The organism is Nonomuraea sp. NPDC050404 (genome assembly GCF_040655495.1).
Taxonomy (GTDB): domain Bacteria; phylum Actinomycetota; class Actinomycetes; order Streptosporangiales; family Streptosporangiaceae; genus Nonomuraea.
Genome location: NZ_JBFAKB010000003.1, coordinates 282,646 through 296,746, shown reverse-complemented (window position 1 = coordinate 296,746; position 14,101 = coordinate 282,646). Strand labels below are relative to the sequence as shown.

13 protein-coding genes, 1 tRNA gene and 1 riboswitch are annotated in these 14,101 nt (G+C 69.4%); of the genes, 6 read left to right on the top strand and 8 right to left on the bottom strand.

The features are described from left to right. Window positions 1-33 precede the first annotated feature (33 nt). A complete protein-coding gene (locus AB0I81_RS09780; RefSeq protein ID WP_360652908.1) occupies window positions 34-1,902 on the bottom strand; it encodes a PAS domain-containing sensor histidine kinase in 1,869 nt (622 codons plus the stop codon). Between the two features lie 95 nt (window positions 1,903-1,997). Here AB0I81_RS09780 and AB0I81_RS09775 point away from each other — a divergent pair, with 95 nt between their 5' ends. Next, window positions 1,998-2,570, top strand: coding sequence for a methylated-DNA--[protein]-cysteine S-methyltransferase (locus tag AB0I81_RS09775; protein ID WP_360652905.1), 573 nt, complete (start codon window positions 1,998-2,000; stop codon window positions 2,568-2,570). A gap of 91 nt (window positions 2,571-2,661) precedes the next feature. On the opposite strand, the gene AB0I81_RS09770 is transcribed toward AB0I81_RS09775, so the two are convergent. The 3 genes from AB0I81_RS09770 to AB0I81_RS09760 all read right to left on the bottom strand — a co-directional run bounded on the left by AB0I81_RS09770 (window position 2,662) and on the right by AB0I81_RS09760 (window position 4,914). Beyond that, a complete protein-coding gene (locus tag AB0I81_RS09770; protein WP_360652902.1) occupies window positions 2,662-3,978 on the bottom strand; it encodes a cytosine permease in 1,317 nt (438 codons plus the stop codon). After that, window positions 3,969-4,082, bottom strand: a riboswitch (TPP riboswitch). It overlaps the preceding gene by 10 nt. 122 nt (window positions 4,083-4,204) lie before the next feature. Beyond that, window positions 4,205-4,528, bottom strand: coding sequence for a rhodanese-like domain-containing protein (locus tag AB0I81_RS09765; protein ID WP_360652899.1), 324 nt, complete (start codon window positions 4,526-4,528; stop codon window positions 4,205-4,207). After that, entirely contained in the window at window positions 4,525-4,914 is a 390-nt protein-coding gene (locus tag AB0I81_RS09760; RefSeq protein WP_360652896.1) for a helix-turn-helix domain-containing protein, read from the bottom strand. Before AB0I81_RS09760 ends, AB0I81_RS09765 begins: the two co-directional genes overlap by 4 nt. Window positions 4,915-5,034: 120 nt before the next feature. Here AB0I81_RS09760 and AB0I81_RS09755 point away from each other — a divergent pair, with 120 nt between their 5' ends. Then, on the top strand, window positions 5,035-6,444 hold the full coding sequence (locus AB0I81_RS09755; RefSeq protein ID WP_360652893.1) for an MFS transporter: 1,410 nt from the start codon (window positions 5,035-5,037) through the stop codon (window positions 6,442-6,444). Window positions 6,445-6,502: 58 nt separating this feature from the next. Here the strand turns inward: AB0I81_RS09755 and AB0I81_RS09750 are convergent, their stop codons facing one another. Further along, window positions 6,503-7,381, bottom strand: coding sequence for a DNA-formamidopyrimidine glycosylase family protein (locus AB0I81_RS09750; protein ID WP_360652890.1), 879 nt, complete (start codon window positions 7,379-7,381; stop codon window positions 6,503-6,505). A 30-nt stretch (window positions 7,382-7,411) separates the two neighbouring features. Continuing rightward, window positions 7,412-8,017 carry a TenA family protein gene (locus AB0I81_RS09745; protein WP_360652887.1) on the bottom strand — a complete coding sequence of 202 codons (606 nt, stop codon included), beginning with the start codon at window positions 8,015-8,017 and terminating at the stop codon, window positions 7,412-7,414. A 23-nt stretch (window positions 8,018-8,040) separates the two neighbouring features. On the opposite strand from AB0I81_RS09745, the gene AB0I81_RS09740 reads away from it, so the two are divergent. After that, on the top strand, window positions 8,041-8,688 hold the full coding sequence (locus tag AB0I81_RS09740) for a GPP34 family phosphoprotein (protein ID WP_360652884.1): 648 nt from the start codon (window positions 8,041-8,043) through the stop codon (window positions 8,686-8,688). A gap of 211 nt (window positions 8,689-8,899) precedes the next feature. On the opposite strand, the gene AB0I81_RS09735 is transcribed toward AB0I81_RS09740, so the two are convergent. After that, window positions 8,900-10,222 carry an LCP family protein gene (locus AB0I81_RS09735; RefSeq protein WP_360652881.1) on the bottom strand — a complete coding sequence of 441 codons (1,323 nt, stop codon included), beginning with the start codon at window positions 10,220-10,222 and terminating at the stop codon, window positions 8,900-8,902. A 243-nt stretch (window positions 10,223-10,465) separates the two neighbouring features. Here AB0I81_RS09735 and AB0I81_RS09730 point away from each other — a divergent pair, with 243 nt between their 5' ends. Together AB0I81_RS09730 and AB0I81_RS09725 are read left to right on the top strand one after the other, a co-directional pair. After that, complete coding sequence (locus AB0I81_RS09730; RefSeq protein WP_360652878.1) at window positions 10,466-11,818, top strand: hemolysin family protein; 1,353 nt, start codon at window positions 10,466-10,468, stop codon at window positions 11,816-11,818. Next, window positions 11,815-12,825: a hemolysin family protein gene (locus AB0I81_RS09725; protein ID WP_360652875.1), complete on the top strand. Its 1,011-nt coding sequence runs from the start codon at window positions 11,815-11,817 to the stop codon at window positions 12,823-12,825. The genes AB0I81_RS09730 and AB0I81_RS09725 overlap by 4 nt, the downstream gene beginning before the upstream one ends. 252 nt (window positions 12,826-13,077) lie before the next feature. Here AB0I81_RS09725 and AB0I81_RS09720 read toward each other — a convergent pair. Further along, window positions 13,078-13,160: transfer RNA gene (locus AB0I81_RS09720), tRNA-Leu, on the bottom strand. 200 nt (window positions 13,161-13,360) lie between these two features. Between AB0I81_RS09720 and AB0I81_RS09715 the strand changes: the two genes are divergently transcribed. Then, the gene (locus AB0I81_RS09715; protein WP_360652872.1) at window positions 13,361-14,101 is read left to right on the top strand and encodes a DUF3662 and FHA domain-containing protein; all 741 of its coding nucleotides are present in this window, start codon (window positions 13,361-13,363) and stop codon (window positions 14,099-14,101) included.

Sequence of the window (14,101 nt, the reverse complement as noted above, 5' to 3'; positions counted from 1 at the left end):
GGACGATAGATCAGCGCAACCGTGACCACCTCGTTACCGCATCGGTGTGTCGGATCCGATAGTGGAAGCACACCTGAGCACGAGTCGCATTCTGGTGCCACCTCCCGGTCTTGGATGAGCACTCACATCTCCCCCCTGCGCTCTGGCGAGACTGCGGACGATGTAGAGACCGAGCCCCACTCCACCAAACCGTCTTCGGTCGCCGCTGTCCACCTGGACGAAGCGCTCAAAGATCCGCTCCCGGTCAGGCGGGGCGATACCGACGCCCTCGTCGTCCACGACCACGACCACGTTGTCGTCCTCCGGCCAGGCCGCGACGCTGATCAGGCCGCCCTTGGGCGAGTACTTGAACGCGTTCTCCAGCAGTTGCCCCAGGACGATGTCGGTGGCCAGGGCGTCGCCCAGCACGTAAGGCAGCCCGTCGGAGATGTCCACCTCCACCCGGTGCTTGTCCGACAGTTCGGGCAGCCCCAGCGTGGCCCCGTTGATCCGCTCGGTCAGGTCGAACGCCTCGATGCGCACCTTGAGCTCGTCGGCTCCCGCCCTGGCCCCCAGCAGCAGGTGGTCCATCAGCTCGCCCAGCGACCTGGCCCGCCCTGCGATCGTGTGCACGGCGGAGCGGCGCTCGGGGTCGCTGAGCTTCTCCCAGCGCGAGTCCAGCGTGCTGGCGAAGCCCCGCACGATCGTGATCGGCGTACGCAGCTCGTGGCTGGTCGTGGCCAGGAACAGGTCCTTGGCCTCCTCCAGTTCCTTGGCCGCCGTCACGTCACGAAAGTCGACGACCACCTCGCCCGTCTCCTCGATCTGCGCGCTCACCACGTCCAGCCACCGCCCGTTGTCCATCTGGAAGGTGCCCTTCTCCCCTGCGCCCGGCAGCGGGAACGGCGGCGGCCCGCCGATCACCGAGTCCGGCGGCAGCGCGGTCAGCTCGGCGGCGGCCGGGTTCCACCGGACGACGAGCCCGGCGTGGTCGAGCACGGCGATGCCGTCGGCGCTGGCGTCGAACACGGCCCGCTCGTGCGCCCGCTGCCGCACCGCCTCCTGGTAGGCCACGGCGTTGCCGACCGCGATGCCCGCGTGCCCGGCCAGCAACTCCAGCAGCTCCAGCTCCAGGTGTCCCGGCGTGCTGCGGGCGAACAGCGCGTACAGGGCCCCGTACGGCCGCCCGCCCACGGCCGCCAGCCCCAGCGCGATCGTGTGCAGCCCGCCCAGCCGCGCCCAGACCAGGTCGTCCAGGCCGTGGGACTCCAGCATCACGGTCTTGCCCGTGCGTAAAAGCTTGTCCACCAGGCTCGTACGCAGGTCGGTGGTGGTGCCCCTGATCGTGTCCGGCAACTGGTAGGTGCTGACCAGCCGCAGCCGTTCGCCCTCGATGAGCACGAACCCGCCCGCGTCCGCGCCCGTCAGCTCGGTGAGGCTGGCCGAGATCCGGTCGAGCACGGCCGACAACTCCAGCTCGGAGTTGATGTCGCCGACCACGTCGGTGAGCCGGCGCACCAGTCTGGCACGGCGCGCCATCCGGTCCCTGGCCTGCGCGTCGGCCAGCGCGGGGTGGTAGACGCACACGTAGCCGCCCACGGCGTTGCCCAGGCGCAGCGCGCTGATGTCCACCCGCAGGTCCAGCACGGTGCCGTCGCTGCGCAGGCGCTTGGTGGCCAGGGACACCGGCTCGCCGGTGCGCACCCGCTCCAGCGCGGCGTTGTGCTCGGCGGCCAGTTCCTCGGGGACGATCGGCGGCCTGCGCCCGAGCATCTCCTCCGCAGTCCAGCCGAACACGCGCTCCGCCGCCGAGTTCCACACCAGCACGCCGTGGTCCCTGTCGAGTGCCACGATGGCGTTGGGTGAACTGGCGAGCGCCGCGCGTGCTATCTCATCGTCACTACCGGCCCATTCGTCCCCCACTCCTCCATAGTGCACGTGGCGCGGTGGGTACGTCGGGCGATCCGTCCGATACGCTGCGGTCACGGTGATTCCCTTGCGGTGGGAGAGGTGGTGGCATGTCGAGTAACGACCTCGATGCCCTGTTGCGGGTGACCTCCAGCACCTATCGGGGTCAGACGCCACCCGACATCGCCTTCGGCGCCTACGAGGGCGCGGTGGGCACGCTGATGCTGGCCGTGACGGGCAAGGGCATCGCGGCGTGCAGCTTCGAGCCTGAGAACGACGTGTACGAGCTGCTGTCCCGGCATGTGGGCCGCTTCATCGGGCCCGACGCCAGACGGCTCGACCCGGTGCGCAGGGAACTGGACGCGTACTTCTCCGGGCGGCTGCGCGCGTTCGCCACGCCGGTGGACCTGACGCTGGCCACGACCTTCGCGCGTACGGTGCTGCAGAAGACGATGGCCGTCCCCTACGGCACCACCACGACGCTGGAGCAGATCGGCGAGAGCATCGGCAGGCCGCGCGCGCTGCGGGCGATCGGCAACGCGCTGGCCTCCAACCCCGTCTGCGTGATCGTGCCCTGCCACCGGGTGGTGCGCGAGGACGGCGCGCTCGGCGACTACGCCGGCGGCCAGTCCGCCAAGCAGCACCTGCTCAACGTCGAACGCCGCACCGCCACCGCGGGCTGAGCGCCCGCCGGGGCGGCTCAGCGCCGCCACAACGGGCTGAGCGTCGGCTGGGGCTCAGCGTCGCCACAACGGGCCGACCACCGACTGGGGCTCAGCGCCGCCGCCGCAGCAGCAGGCCGAGGAGCAGCGTCACCAGTCCGGCCACCAGAGCCGCGCCCAGGGCCCCGTTCATCCACGTCTGCCGGGTGAAGCCGATGGCCTCCCGCGCGCCGGCCCAGAAGGCATCCCAGGCCGCCACGGACGGCGTCGAGGTCGTCAGCCAGTAGGCCACGAAGCCCAGCGCCCACGGGATCAGCATGGCCCAGCGCGAGGGCGCGTCGTGCGCGGTGTTCCAGCGACCGGCCCCGCCCAGCACGAAGTAGTCCACCGCGAGCACCGCGAACATCGGCACGAACACCGCCCCGATCACGCCCAGGAACGCGCTGTAGGACGTCACGTCCACGATCAGCGCGATCGCGACGGTGAGCACGCCGATGGCCACGGAGAACACCCGCCGGTCCATGCGCGGCATCAGGTTCTGCAGCGAGACCGTGGTGGAGTAGACGTTGGCGAAGGACTGGTCGGTCTCGCGCAGCACCAGGATGCCGAAGAACAACGCGCCCAGCGGCGCAGCGACGAACGGTCCGAAGACGGCGGCCGGGTCGGAGGAGCCCGCGATCGCCACCGCGTACACGCCCAGTCCCAGGCAGGCCACCTGCGCCAGCGTGTAGCCGCCGACCACGCCGGTGAAGGCGGCGGCGCTGGAACGGGAGTGCCTGGCGAAGTCGGCCGCCATCGGCACCCAGGACACCGACAGCGCGATCACGTAGTCCACCGCGGCCGGGAAGGCGCTCCACGACCCGCCGGTGTGCGCGGGGGCCTCGCGCAGGAACACCACCGTGAACCAGACCATCGAGATGATCACGCCGATGGTGACGTACCGGCGCAGCACCCGGATCGACCCGAGCGGCCAGATCGTCAGCGCGGTGGTCAGCACGCCCGCCACGATCACCCACACCTGGTACGGCACCGCGCCGAAGATCGCGCTGGCCCCCATCGCGATCACCCAGAGCTCGAAGGCCCCCCAGCCGAGCATCTGCACGATGTTCAGCACCGTAGGCAGATAGGAGATCCTGGCCCCGAACAGCCCCCGCAGCAGCACCATCGACGGCTGCCCCGTGCGCGTGCCCGGGATGGCGGAAAGGCCCACCATGGCCGTGCCGATCAGGCTGCCGACCACGGTGGCCACGAGCGCCGCGGACAGGCTGAGCGGGGCGTTCCCGAGCGGGTTGAGCAGAAACATGGCCCCGGAGAAGCCGAGGAGGCTGACGCCCAGGTTCGCCCAGAGCGCACCCTGGTCGAGCACGCCCAGCGTCTTCGGCGGCCTGCCTTCGAGTGTCAGCGGAACTTCGTCGGCGACGCGCGCCATCGCACACTCCCTACGCCGGCATTACCCGGACAGGTTCAGGCGGTCGGCAGCGGATCACTTGCTGCCCTCTCAGCCCGGCACCCCGAGCTCCCGCGACTATCTGAAGTTTGCGCCCTCATCATGCCTCAATGGCGGCTGAACCGCCATAGAGGGCGCCTTCACGTACTTTAAGCGACGTACTTTGTGCGGCCTTTGTGCGGCGTAGGGGCCGCTGCCCTGTCCCGCTTTATGCGACGTAGGGCTGCTGGCCCGTCTCGCTGACCATCGGGCGGCTGGCGGACTCCCACGACTGCATGCCGCCGCCGACGTTGACCGCGTCGCGCCCGAGCCGGTTGAGCCAGGCCGCGACCTGCATGGACCGCCCGCCCACCCGGCACACGACGTAGATCTTCCGGTCCTCGGGGACCTCCTCGACCCGGCCCTGGATCTGGGTCATCGGGATGTGCACGGCGTCGGGGGCGTGCCCGGCCAGCCATTCGTCCTGCTCGCGGACGTCGAGCAGGTAGGCGTCGGCGGGAACGGCGCCGGCCTCGATCTCAGGAACGGTCATGCCTCCATCATCTCGTGCCTGGCGTCGTAGGCGGCACGTGCCGCCGCTATCTGCTCCTGGTGCGCCTCCGTCCACGTGACCAGAGGCTTGATGGTCTGGTGCAGGGTACGGCCGAGCGGCGTCAGCGCGTAGTCCACCCTGGGCGGCACGACGGGATACACCGTGCGGCTGACCAGGCCGTCGCGTTCGAGCTGGCGCAGGGTGACGCTGAGCATGCGCTGGCTGATGCCGTCGATCTCGCGGCGGAGCTGGGTGAAGCGCAGGCTCTGGCAGTCGAGCAGGGCGATCACCAGCAGCGACCACTTGTCCGCGATGCGGTCGAGTATCTGACGGACCTCGCAGTCCTGCCGGACATCCCACTGGCGCACGTCGTAGTCGTCATCCATGGTGCCTTCGCAGTAACTGAGTGACCTCAAAGTGCCGTCTTCCATGAAATTCCATGTTGACGCATGATTTGGACGGTTACAAGAGAGAACCGACCTACTATTCGTAACCGGGGGTTTGTTGTGCCTACATCCGCCCGCTCATGGGGCGTACTGATCGTTCTGTGCGGGGCCATCTTCCTTGAGGGCATCGACGTGGCCATGCTGAACATCGCGCTCCCGTCGATCCGGGCCGACCTGGGGCTGTCCACGGGCATGCTGAGCGGGGTCGTGAGCGCGTACGTGCTGGGGTACGGCGGTTTCATGCTGCTCGGCGGCCGGGCGGCCGACCTGCTGGGACGGCGCAGGATGTTCCTGCTGTGGCTGACGGTGTTCCTGGTCTTCTCCGGTCTGGGCGGTTTCGCGCAGGACGGCTGGGTGTTGCTGGTCGCCAGGTTCGTCACCGGGGTGGCCGCCGCGTTCATGACGCCCGCCGGCCTGTCCCTGATCACCACGAACTTCCCCGAGGGCAGGCAGCGCAACCAGGCCCTGCTCATCTACGCGGGCACGGCCGCGGGTGGTTTCGCGCTCGGGCTGGTGATCGGCGGCCTGCTGACCGCGTTCGGCTGGCGCTGGGTGTTCTTCGCCCCCGTCCTGCTGGCACTGGTCATCCTGCTGGCCGCGATCCCGCTGCTCAAGGAGCCGGTCGGGGAGCGTCCGGGGGCGCGCTCCTTCGACGTGGCGGGCGCGGTGAGCATCACGGGAGCGATGATGCTGCTGGTCTACGGCGTCGTACGCCTTGAGCACGTCTCCGACGGCCCGCTGCTGACCGTGACCGCCTTCGCCGGCGGCCTGGCCCTGCTGGCGGCCTTCGTGGCCATCGAACGCCGCACCGCCCATCCCCTGGTCCGGCTCGGGATCCTGCGCTCGGGCCCGCTGGTCCGGGCGAACCTGATGGCCGCCCTGCTCACCGCCTCGTTCTTCGGCTTCCAGTTCCTGCTCACCCTCTACCTCCAGGAGTTGCGCGGCTGGTCCGCCATCCAGACGGGCCTGGCCCTGCTGGCGGCGGCCGCCGACGTGGTGCTGGCCCCGACGCTCACGCCCTGGCTGGTCAACCGGTACGGCAACGCCAAGGTCGTGCTCGGCGGCCTGCTGTCCGGCCTGCTGGCCTACGCGTTGTTCCTCGGCGTCGGCCTGGACTGGACGTACGCGGCCATGTTGCCGTCGATGTTGCTGATCGGCCTGATGTTCGCCTTCGTCTACGGCCCGCTGACGATCGCGGCCACGGACGGCATCGCCGCGCACGAGCAGGGCCTGGCCGGCGGGATGATCAACACCTCGTTCCAGTTCGGCGCGGCCCTGGGACTGTCGATGGTGACCGCGGTGAACGTGGCGGCCCTGGGCGCCGCGACGGGCGCGGAGGCCGGACTGTCCGCGATCCGCATGGCCCTGCTGGTCCCCGCCACCGCGACACTGCTGGCCGCGATCATCGCCATCGTCGGCCTGCGCGCACGCACCCGCGCCTCAACGGAACCGGCACTCAGCACAACCTGAGCGACAGCGGCCACTTGAGCAGCGGTGGCTGCTTGAGCGGCGGCTACTTGAGCGGCGGCTACTTGAGGAGCTTGGACAGGCGGCGGTCGGCCAGCGGCTTGCCGCCTGTCTGGCACGTGGGGCAGTACTGCAGCGAGGAGTCGGCGAACGAGACCTCCCTGATCGTGTCGCCGCACACGTCGCAGGGCTGCCCCGCCCGGTTGTGCACACGCAGCCCCGACTTCTTCTCCGCCTTGAGGTCCTTGGCCGCCAGCCCGTGCGCCCGCTCAACCGCCTCCCCCAGCGTGGTGACGATGGCCTCGTGCAGGTCCGCCACCTGCGCGTCGGTCAGCGACGAAGCGATCTTGAACGGCGACATCCGTGCCGCGTGCAGCACCTCGTCGGAGTAGGCGTTCCCGATGCCCGCGATGACCTTCTGATCGCGCAGCAACCCCTTGATCTGGGTACGGTTGCCGCCGAGGATCCGCTTGAGCACGTCCACGGTGAAGGACTCGGCCAGCGGATCGGGCCCGAGAGCCGCGACACCGGGCACATCGTCCGGATTTTTCGTGACATAGACGGCGAGCCGCTTCTGCGTCCCCGCCTCGGTCAGCTCGAACCCGGGCGCCAGGCCCTCATCGTCGGGCGCCAGCCGCACCCGTACCGCCAGCGGGCCCTTGCCCGGCCGCACCGGCTTGGCGCCGGAAAGGTCATCACGCCAGCGCAACCACCCCGCGCGGGCCAGATGGATGACCAGATGCAGCCCGTCGCAGTCGAGGTCGAGGAACTTGCCATGCCTGGCCACACCCGTCACGCTCAGCCCGCCGAGCGCGGTGACCGGCGGATCGAACGTCTTCAGCGCCTGGAAGGCGACCACATCGACCGCCAGGATCGTGCGGCCCACCGCCCGCTCACGGAGAAAGTGGGTCAGGGACTCCACTTCTGGAAGTTCCGGCATGACCCCAGAGTACGTGCCGGGTCCGACCGTCTACGGCACGTCCCAGAAGGCCAGCTCATGCGCCATCCCCTCCTCGAACAGGGCCTGCGCCCGCCCGGGATCCGGATCCGCCTCGTCGATCAGCTGCGCGATCCGCACGGTCAGCGCCGCGAACCCCGGATCCGCGTACGTGTCCACCCAGGCCCGATATCTCGGCTCGGCGGGCGGGTTCTCCGCCAATATCCGCCCAAGGTTTGAATAGCCCCACATGCAGGGATAGAGCGCCGCCAGCCCCTCCCCGTACGACGCCGCCGACTCCAGCAGGAACCCCGTGTACGCCGCACACGCCGGCCCCTTCACCGCCCCCTCCAGATCGGCCCCGAACCGCGCCGACATCGACCGGTGCAGGCTCAGCTCGTCATGGAAGGTGGTGTGCGCCAGGTCCACCAGGTCGCCCAGGTGCCCGTCCGGCGCCTGCCAGGCCAGCCTGGCGAACACCCGCACGTAGTCCAGCAGGAACAGGTAGTCCTGCTCCAGCCACGACCGGAACACCGGCTCCGGCAGGTCGCCGCGCCCGATCCCGGCGACCGTGGGGTGGTCGAGCTGGGCCTGGAGCAGCGGGCGGCCGACAACGTGCAGCTTCTCCGAGATGGTCATGCCTGAGAGATTAGTGTCGAAGCATGACGGTAACGATTGCCGAGGAACTCCTCCTGCTCGCCCTCAGCGAGGACAAGGGCAAACCGCTCGTCGGCGGCACGCAACTCGATCCCGCCCTCGCCGGCGCCATCCTGGGCGAGCTGGCCATCGCCGGCCGGGTGGAGCTGTCGGACAAGAAGCTCACGGTCAAGGACCCGGCCCCGCTCGGCGACGAGGAGCTCGACGCCGCGCTGGCCCTCATCGCCGAGGGCAAGGAGCGGGCCCCCGCCCACTGGGTGCAGAAACTGCAGTCGCACAAGTTGCGTGAGCGTCTGCTGTCCCGGCTGGCCGCCGCGGGCGTGCTGAGCGAGGAGCGCGGCAAGGTGCTGGGCATCTTCCCGGTCTCCCGCTGGCCGGAGGCGAACCCGGGCGTGGAGGCCGACGTCAGGGAGCGGGTCTCCGCCGTGCTGATGGGCGCGGCCCCCGACGCCCGTACGGCCGCCCTCATCGCGATCACGCACGCGGCCGGGCTGACCCGCAAGGTCTTCCCCGACGCCGACAAGAAGCGCGTTAAGGAGATCGCCGAGGGCGCCTGGGCGGCCGACGCGGTGGCCAAGACGATCGCCTCCATCCACGCGATCGCGGCCACCGTCGCCACCACCGCCGCGATCACCACCGTCACCACGACCTGACGCGCCGCCGTCGGCGAGCGGGCCGCTCGCCGATCGGCGCATCAGGAGACGTCGGTGGATCAGACATCCAGCAGATCAGGAGACGTCGGTAGATCGGAGATCCTGCCGATCAGGAGACGTCGATGAATCGGACATCCGGCGGATCAGGAGGCGTCGGTGGATTGAGCATTCGGCGGATCAGGAGACGTCGGTGGATTGGGGATTCGGCGGATCAGGAGGCGTCGATGATCTCCTTCGGCACCGGCTTGTCCTCCTTCAGCGCGTTGAACAGCTGCAGCGCCTTGGCCCTGTCCCACTTGACCGCGGTGCCGGCGTTCGGGATCTGCTCGTTCCCGCCGAACGGCACCACCGTGGTCACCGGGCTGTCCCCCATGGCCAGGCCCAGCGAGAGCATGTTGAACGCGCCGGTCCCCGAATCGACCTCGACCGCGTCGGTGGCGCTGAAGGCCAGCGGGATCGAGGTGAACGGGTTGATCAGCACCCCGGGGCTGGCGGCCTTCTTCACCACCGCGCCGAGGAACTGCCGCTGCCGCTTGGTCCGCTCGAAGTCGGGCAGCGCGCCGCCCTTACGCGTACGCACGTAGCCGAGCGCCTGGGCGCCGGTGAGCACCTGCGTGCCCTTCTTCAGCTTGAGCCCGGCCTTGGGGTCGTTGACGGCGGCCCGTACGTTGATCTCCACCCCGCCGATGGCGTCCACGATGTCCACGAATCCGGCGAAGCCGATCTCCATGTAGTGGTCGACGTGCACCCCGGTGGCGTTCTCCACGGTCTGCACCAGCAGCTTGGGGCCGCCGATGGCGTAGGAGGTGTTGAGCTTGTCGCGGCGCTTGCCCGGAATGTCCACGGCCGAGTCGCGCGGCAGGCTGACCAGCGTGGGTTTGTCGCTGCCCTCGGGGATGTGCAACAACATCATCGAGTCCGTACGCTGCCCGGCGGCCTTGCCCGTGGCCAGCTTCTTGCGCTGTTCCGCGGTCAGCCCCTTGCGGCTGTCGGAGCCGACGAGCAGCCAGTTGGTGCCCGGGGTGTCGGCGGGACGGTCGGGGTAGTCGTCGAGCACTCCGTCGATCCCCGCCAGCCGGGAGTCGATCCAGAAGAACATGCCCACGGCGGCCACCAGCAGCAGCACGAGCACGCCCGCGAGGATCTTCAGTACGGTCTTCCCCGACGGCCGCCTGCGCGGGCCTCCCGCTCCTCGCGGGGGTTCACCAGGCCCCTTGGGCGGGCCTTCGCCGCGCGACCTGAACGGCCTGATCGGGCTCTTGCCCGACCGTTCCCGCCCATAGACCCGCCCGCCGGAGCGCGGCGGCGGCTCGGCCCGCGGCGACTCGGGAGTCTGGGAGGCGGCGGGAAGCTTGTGCGTGGGTGCCCCCGGCTCCGCCGCGGGACGCTTCTGCGTGGGCGCCCCCGGCTCTCCCGGGGGGAGCCGGTGAGCGGGCGCGCCTCCGGACCGCAGCCGTCCGTCATTGGGCCGTGGTGGTAGCGGGCGGCCGTCACCTGGCGAGCGCATGGCCCGCGTCCGGTCGTCCTCAGACACTTCGCCTTCTTCCCTTCGCTTTGTACAAACGCTACGTCCAACCCCCAGGCAGTGAAGACGTTGCGCCAAGGTTTTCCCACGGAAAAGTACGCTGAACTAGCTGAGGGTCACCTCGGAAACATTGGGGCCACCAGCGTCGTTACGGTTATGGACGACCTCTATCGAAGGGATGATCGTGTCCGAACCGGACCCGTGGAGTCTTCGCCCGTGCTCGGGCACGGGTTCCTCTGAGGGCTCACTACGGTGAGCGCCTATCTCGGGCTGCTGGCCCTCTTGCTTCTCACCGCGGCGACCGGCTACTTCGTCGCCCAGGAATTCGCCTTCGTCGCCGCCGACCGCGGCGTGCTGCGCGAGCAGGCCGCCGCGGGCGACGCCTCCGCCCAGAAGGCACTCCAGGTCACCTCCCGGCTGTCCTTCATGCTCTCCGGCGCCCAGCTGGGCATCACGGTGACGGCCCTGCTGGTCGGCTTCCTGGCCGAGCCCGCGATCGCCACCCTCGTACGGCCATGGCTGGCCGGCGCGGGACTGTCCGACACCATGATCACGGGCATCTCCGTGGCGGTCGGCATCTTCGTGGCGACCGTGGTGCAGATGGTGTTCGGCGAGCTGGCTCCGAAGAACCTGGGCATCGCCAGGCCGGAGCCGGTGGCGAAGTTCCTGGCCAACTCGACGCTGGTCTACCTGGCCGTCGTCGGCCCGGTGATCAAGCTGTTCGACTCCGCTGCCACCGGCCTGCTCAGGCGCGTCGGCATCGAGCCCGTGGAGGAGGTGGAACACGGCGCCACGCCCGAGGAGCTGTCGCGCATCATCGCGGAGTCGACGCAGGCGGGCGAGCTGCCGGCGAAGCTGTCGGACCTGCTGGAGCGGGCCCTGGAGTTCGGCGACCGCACCGCGGAGGAGATCATGGTGCCCCGCCCCCGGGTGGTGGCCCTGCGTGCCTCGCAGCCCATCTCCGATCTGCTGGCGGTCATGCGCCGATGCGGCCACTCCCGCTACCCGGTGGTCGGGGACGACGGTGACGTGGCGGGCGTGACCGGGGTGCGCGAGCTGCTCGCCTCCGGTCTGGACGAGGGTGTCATCGCCACCATCACGCGCCCGGCGCTGCTGGTGCCCGACTCGGTGCCGCTGCCCGCCGTACTGGACAGGATGCGGGCCGCGAAGGACGACATCGCCTGCGTCATCGACGAGTACGGCGGCCTGGCCGGCGTCATCACGGTGGAGGACCTGGCCGAAGAGCTGGTCGGGGAGCTGGTGGACGAGAACGACCCGGAGCCGGTGGGCGCCGTGCGGCACCCCGACGGCATCTGGGAGATCCCGGGCAGGCTCCGCCTGGACGAAGTGGAGCGCGCGACGGGCGTGGCGCTCCCGGAGAGCGACGATTACGACACCCTCGGCGGCCTGGTGCTGGCCAGGCTGGGCAGGATGCCGAACCCGGGCGACACGGTCGTCGTGCCGGTCACCCCGGACACGGATCCGTTCGAGGACGAGACGGCACAGGAACATCTGGCGGAACTCACGGTCATGTCTCTCAATCGCCGGGTCCCTGAATGGGTACGCGTGACGCCCCTCGCGCACGTGGAGGCGACGTCGCGATGACCATGATCATTATAAGCGTGGCGCTGCTCGCCTTCAACGCGCTCTTCGTGGCCGCGGAGTTCGCCTTCGTCTCCTCACGGCGTCACCGCCTGGAGGAGATGGCCTCGGGCGGCAACCGCATGGTCAGGCTGGCCGCCAGGTCGGCGGCGGGCGGCAGCAGGCAGCTCTCCCTCATGCTGGCCGGCGCCCAGCTCGGCATCACCCTGTGCACGCTGGGCCTGGGCCAGGTCACGGAGCCGGCGATCGAGCACTACCTGGAGCCGGTCTTCGCCGCCATCGGCGTCCCCGAGGCCATGCGCCTGCCGATCGCCCTGACCTTCGCCCTGGCGCTGGTCACGTTTCTGCACATGGTGGTGGGCGAGATGGCGCCCAAGTCCTGGGCGCTGACCCACCCCGAGCGGGCCGCGCTGCTGCTGACCTTCCCGTTCAGGGCCTTCACCACGGTGATGCGCCCGCTGCTGTCATCTCTGAACGCGCTGACGAACGTGATGCTCCGCCTCTTCGGCGTCCAGGCGCGGGACGAACTGGCGACGACGAGGACCCCACGGCAGCTCGCCATGCTGGTCGGCGAGTCCGGCCGGATGGGCCTGCTGGACCGCGAGGAGCACGACCTGCTGACCAGGGCGCTGCGGCTGGACGACGAGGGCATCGAACGCCTGATGGTGCCCATCGACCGGGCCGTCAAGGTCCCGGTGACGGCCACGGCGGCCGAGATCAGGTCCGCCGCTGCGGGCAGCGCCCACCTGAGGCTCCTGGTGGAGGGCCCTCGGGGGGTCGAGGGCGCCCTGCACGCCCGCGACGCCCTGCTGCAGCCCGCCAGCAAGGCCAGTGACCTGGCGCGGCCGCTGCCGAAGCTGGCGTGCGTCACCCAGGTCCCCGAAGCGGTCACGATTCTGCAGGAATCGCGATCCCATCTGGGTCTGGTGACGAATCAGGGGGGTGAGGTCATCGGCATGGTGAGCCTCACCGACCTGGTGGGCGAACTCCTGGACACCAGGGCCGCCTGAACGACGGGGGCGACCGGCACACCGCCGGCCGCCCCCGCCACACACCTAGAACACGTAAAGACAGCGGATCCCACGGCGTGACGTAAATCACGCAAGTCAGGTGAAAGCCATCTGCAACCGGACGGATCTACCGTCTTCCATGCGGAGCGCAGCCGTATCGGCCAGTTGAACAAAAGAAATAGCCCCGGCTCTTGCCAGCCGGGGCTAGTTTCGTCACTGTGGGTCTGCCGATTTTTCATCGGTGGACCCGAGTGGGCGAGGAGGGATTTGAACCCTCACGTCCTTTCGGACACACGGACCTGAACCGTGCGCGTCTGCCGTTCCGCCACCCGCCCTTGTGGGTGCGGAAAGAACATTAGCACGGAACAGCCACTGGTACTGAACCCGGATACGATCGCATAAGACACGGGAGCGGAGGAGCTGGGCGCGGCAGCCGACGGGCGCCTGGCAGGGCCGTGACGTGGGACGAGCGGAAACCGGGCGCCATAAGCGTCTCGGGGCCGCGATCATATGCATGGAGGAAGGGAGGTACCCGGTGGGAGTCCTTCAGCGCTTCGAGCGAAGGCTCGAAGGCTTGGTTGAGGGAGCCTTTGCGCGGGCGTTCAAATCTGACCTTCAACCGGTCGAGGTCGCCAGCGCGGTTCAGCGGGAGATGGATGAGCGTGCGGCGATCGTCGCGCAAGGTCGCACGCTCGTGCCCAACGACTTCGTGGTTGAGCTGTCCACGACCGACAGCGAGCGGCTTGAGGTCTACGCCGACAGCATCAGCCACGAGCTGGCCAACCTCGCCAGGGAGTACGCCAAGGAACAGGGCTACTCCTTCGTGGGACCGGTCCGGGTTCGCTTCGAGACCGCCGGGGACCTGGCTGTGGGACTTTTCCGCATCCGGTCTGGCGTCATCCGCGGCGCGACGGTGGAACAGGACGAGATCCGCCAGCCGGCGAGCGACCTGCCCCCCTCCCGACCCAACGCGTTCAACGGGCGGCCCCGGCTGCTCGTCTCCACCCAGGACGACCCGCAGGGCGACCGCTCCTACGAGCTCACCACTCCGGTGACCTTGCTCGGCAGGGGCACGGACTGCGATCTTCGTCTTGTCGACCCGGGAGTCTCCCGACATCACGCGGAACTCCGCGTCGAGGGCCAGAATGTAGCTCTCGTGGATCTCGGATCGACGAACGGCACTTTTGTCAATGGCCAGCCGGTACGCAGAATCGAGCTCCAGAACGGCACGCGAGTGACGTTGGGGCGCACGACTCTGGTGTTCCGGCGCGATTAG

What these genes read in the sequence shown, in the direction of transcription:
- AB0I81_RS09750 (WP_360652890.1), bottom strand. Translation starts at nt 7,381, where the DNA reads ATGCCGGAACTTCCAGAAGTGGAGTCCCTGACCCACTTTCTCCGTGAG.
- AB0I81_RS09775 (WP_360652905.1), top strand. Translation starts at nt 1,998, where the DNA reads ATGTCGAGTAACGACCTCGATGCCCTGTTGCGGGTGACCTCCAGCACC.
- AB0I81_RS09725 (WP_360652875.1), top strand. Translation starts at nt 11,815, where the DNA reads ATGACCATGATCATTATAAGCGTGGCGCTGCTCGCCTTCAACGCGCTC.
- AB0I81_RS09765 (WP_360652899.1), bottom strand. Translation starts at nt 4,528, where the DNA reads ATGACCGTTCCTGAGATCGAGGCCGGCGCCGTTCCCGCCGACGCCTAC.
- AB0I81_RS09745 (WP_360652887.1), bottom strand. Translation starts at nt 8,017, where the DNA reads ATGACCATCTCGGAGAAGCTGCACGTTGTCGGCCGCCCGCTGCTCCAG.
- AB0I81_RS09740 (WP_360652884.1), top strand. Translation starts at nt 8,041, where the DNA reads ATGACGGTAACGATTGCCGAGGAACTCCTCCTGCTCGCCCTCAGCGAG.
- AB0I81_RS09760 (WP_360652896.1), bottom strand. Translation starts at nt 4,914, where the DNA reads ATGGATGACGACTACGACGTGCGCCAGTGGGATGTCCGGCAGGACTGC.
- AB0I81_RS09770 (WP_360652902.1), bottom strand. Translation starts at nt 3,978, where the DNA reads ATGGCGCGCGTCGCCGACGAAGTTCCGCTGACACTCGAAGGCAGGCCG.